The organism is Microcystis sp. M079S1, from assembly GCF_020246425.1.
In the GTDB taxonomy this organism is placed as follows: Bacteria; Cyanobacteriota; Cyanobacteriia; order Cyanobacteriales; family Microcystaceae; genus Microcystis; species Microcystis aeruginosa.
In genome coordinates this window covers 1-3,344 of the sequence record NZ_JADBSZ010000341.1, presented here as the reverse complement: position 1 = coordinate 3,344, position 3,344 = coordinate 1, and the positions used below count along the sequence as shown (strand labels likewise).

At 46.0% G+C, this 3,344-nt stretch carries 4 protein-coding genes and 1 pseudogene; all 5 read left to right on the top strand.

Features of this window, described 5'->3' with window-relative positions; all coding sequences use genetic code 11:
- Nucleotides 1-140 precede the first annotated feature (140 nt).
- Nucleotides 141-659, top strand: a pseudogene (locus IM456_RS22080) (flavin reductase family protein); the annotation flags it as partial.
- A 120-nt stretch (nucleotides 660-779) separates the two neighbouring features.
- Nucleotides 780-1,505, top strand: coding sequence for a hypothetical protein (locus tag IM456_RS22075; RefSeq protein WP_149988087.1), 726 nt, complete (start codon nucleotides 780-782; stop codon nucleotides 1,503-1,505).
- Nucleotides 1,506-1,510: 5 nt separating this feature from the next.
- The gene (locus IM456_RS22070; RefSeq protein ID WP_149988086.1) at nucleotides 1,511-1,783 is read left to right on the top strand and encodes a hypothetical protein; all 273 of its coding nucleotides are present in this window, start codon (nucleotides 1,511-1,513) and stop codon (nucleotides 1,781-1,783) included.
- Nucleotides 1,784-2,141: 358 nt separating this feature from the next.
- Nucleotides 2,142-2,885, top strand: a complete 744-nt coding sequence (locus tag IM456_RS22065; RefSeq protein WP_149988085.1) for a DUF1995 family protein — start codon at nucleotides 2,142-2,144, stop codon at nucleotides 2,883-2,885.
- Between the two features lie 96 nt (nucleotides 2,886-2,981).
- The gene (locus IM456_RS23440) at nucleotides 2,982-3,263 is read left to right on the top strand and encodes a transposase (protein ID WP_216645734.1); all 282 of its coding nucleotides are present in this window, start codon (nucleotides 2,982-2,984) and stop codon (nucleotides 3,261-3,263) included.
- Nucleotides 3,264-3,344 lie beyond the last annotated feature (81 nt).

The following is a 3,344-nucleotide window of genomic DNA, read 5'->3' as shown; positions in this document are numbered from 1 at the left end:
ACTCAATTGTCTATCTTTTGGTATTAACTTGTTTGTGCCTTAAGTCCTTCTCTATATGGATTTCAGATACTTTTGAGCGTAGGCGCTCTCATCGAATTTTATTTTAAGTTAATTATTTGCATAACAATTCCCGAAGAGCCAAAAAAACCAAAAAATTGCGGGTTCCCCAACAGGGAATGACCGAAACACAAATCGATCGCACTGCCCAGGCCGTTGGCCGGATCGTCGGTTCCCTCTGTGTTCTCACCAGTCGTCAGGGCGAGGATCATGCTGGTTTCTTGACCTCTTGGGTATCCCAAGCCAGTTTTCACCCCCCGGGGCTAATTATCGCCGTTGCTGACGAACAAGCCGCCGAGCGCCTAATTAACTCGGGAACCGCCTTTATATTGAATATTCTCAAGGAAGGACGCAATTTACGCCGCCATTTTTCCAATAGCCTCAAATCTGGCGGCGATGTCTTTACGGGATTAGAAACCCAAGTCGGGGAAAATGGCTGTCTGATTTTAAGCGAAAGTCTCGCCTATCTAGAGTGTACGGCCAAAGAGCGACAAATCTGCGGCGATCGCTGGTTAGTCTATGCCACCGTCGAGCGGGGTCAAGTTTTGGATAGTAACGGTGTCACCGCCATCGGTCATCGCAAATCCGGTAGTCAATATTAAAACTGGACTAGCGGGGCAAAGTTCCTGACTTTCCCCTATCATCGGCCTAGATTTCTGGGAAACAAATGTTATGTTAGTATCGAAGGTTGTCCTTCGGGGCCATTTTGTCTTTGTTTCCGTATGAAAAAATTGCCGCTAATCCTATCGGTGGGGAGTGTCGCTTTATTGTTGGTGGGATGTCCAGCTTCTAACCAAGCTAATCAATCCCCACCGCCCAGCCAAGAAACCCCCACCCCCTCTCCCAGTCCCCCGGCTGCCCAAACGCCTGCCTTCAGCAATCCTGTGCAACCAGCTACCGAACCAACTACCCCAAGGGTAGCGAGATTGATTCCCGCTACCGATCCTGACCAAAAACGGGCAGAAATTAATCGCGGTCGCAGCGATCCCTTTGCCCCCTTTCCCCTACAACCAAATATTACGATTACAGTGGAGGAAGAACCCCCAGCTGGGACTCCGTCGGCTACCGCAGCCGCAGCCGCACCCGCATCCGCATCCGTAGGCAATCGTCCCACCCCCGGACGACCGATAGTGAAAGCACCGCCACCACCACCGCAACCGACGGAAGCGGCAGCAGTGCAAGTATCGGGCATCGTCCAATTACCTACCACTCCTATGGCGATCGTGAAAGCCCCCGGAGAAGCCACGGAACGTCGAGTTATCCCCGGTTCTACCCTCTCTAATGGTTTAATTTTAGTTAAAGCGATCAACACCGATCCCGATAACCCCTATATTGTTCTACAACAAAGCGGTCGAACTATTACCCGTCGTTTAGGGGATGGTGTCCCCGAACCGGCCGCCGCACCGCAGGCCTCGATCAGCTATAATATTTCCGAATCAGGAGAATAAAACCCGTGCGATCGATTGCTATTCAACAAAAACAAACCATTATTTATCCGCGAATGCCCTTGGCTATCTATCGGGAGTTAGCCAGCCATTTAGAACAGGTTCAGGGGGTCGAAACCGATCTCACTCCCCAGCAGTTCCAACAATTCGATTATCATCAAAGTCAGATCGGTAGTCTAGAAATTAACTATACCGAGACTTTTCAGGAAAGCGATCGCCCTCTGGTTACGGCAATTCTCGATTATTATGCCCAACGTCACGGCTCCTATCAGCTTTCCTAAGCTTTCTCTCCTCACCTTTTCTCCGATTACCGAATTTCTTGTTAAAAACTAAAAGTATTTTATAGGAGTTATCTTAATGCTGGAGATGATGTCAAATCCCGTCATACTTCATCTAAACTTAAGTAGGGTTTGCGGCAAAAAGTACGGGCGAAGCATTCGGATAGAAAATCTACGGTTTCACCGATAGGTTATTGCCCGAATGCTTCGCCCCTACAGGACGTAGGGTTCATTCATGAATCAACCCTACCTTTTATAAAAATTAAAATCTTTCTGATTTTAAGCCACCGACGACCAGAGGTAATCACTGATAACTGATAACTGATAACTGCTCACTGATAACTGATAACTGATAACTGAAATGACCCTACCCAATTCCCTAGAAGAAACGATCCTGCAAGCGAAAGCCGCCACCCAACTGGCTCTAGAATCGGGAGCTAGACGCATACAAGTGGAATTAGTTATCCCAGAAATTGCTCTACAAGCGCAAGCTTTAGCCCTTGATTTTACCTCTATTTTTGACAGTTATAGTTCTGGTTTAAGGGTAATTTTTCCCGATACCGGGGCTGCCATGTTAGCCCGACGGGATTGGGGAGAAACAGTTTTTCAACTGGGAGATTTAGGTAGTCGTTTTATTCCCGTCGAAAACAAAATTAAGCCCGAAGATGAAGCTTTTTTAGTTGTTTGTCCCTCCTCGGTCGAGATTAATTCCGTAGAAAAACTCTGTCACCTGGCCGAAGATCGCCCCGTGGTTCTTCTGATTCCCCAATTGGAAGATGTATCGGTAGTGGGTATCGGTTACGCGGCCCGACAATTGCGAGAAAGATTTTTAAGTACCCTAGAAAGTTGTTATTATTTTCGCCCCTTGGAATCAGCGATCGTTTATCGATCCTATCCTTCTTTGTGGCAAGTTTGGCTCGAAAAAGAAAACGGTTACGAGTTAATTTCCGAACAATCCACTAAACCCATGGGCGAAGCTTTAGAAAATCTGATTCTGAAAGCTTCTAGTAATACTCCTAATGATAGTTCTAATCCTGCTAACAAAGCCAACAAGTTGGGTTTATTTGCCACTATGGGACGCTTCTTAAAAGCATTGCAACATTGACGCTCCCGTCGCACTAAGCGCAAGGGATTCCCTGATCATCCAGTTACCTTATCGAAAATTTGGGTTAAAACCCCGTCTTTTTAACCCAAATTTTCGATAAACGGAGAATCAGACTATGTTCACATTCTTCTTACTTACCCGCCCCATAAGCTCTTAAGTGGGTTAATAGCTAACCTAAAATCAACCTCTTGCCCACTAATGTGGGACAATTACCCTAACCATTTAAAAAAGATTTATTGGAAACACAAACGGGTTTTGTGGACAGGGGCGTATTTTTTGGTTAGTTGTGGTGGTGTTACGATAGACCAGCTTAAAAAATATGGCTCTTCGGTTTGTCTTATGCAACGTACAGGGTTACAAGGAATAAAACTCTTATAGAGAAAGACATTTGGCGATTTTTGTTAATTGTTTTCGATCTAGAGCGAACTAATCAATTAAGTCTCTTGCCGGATAAGGATT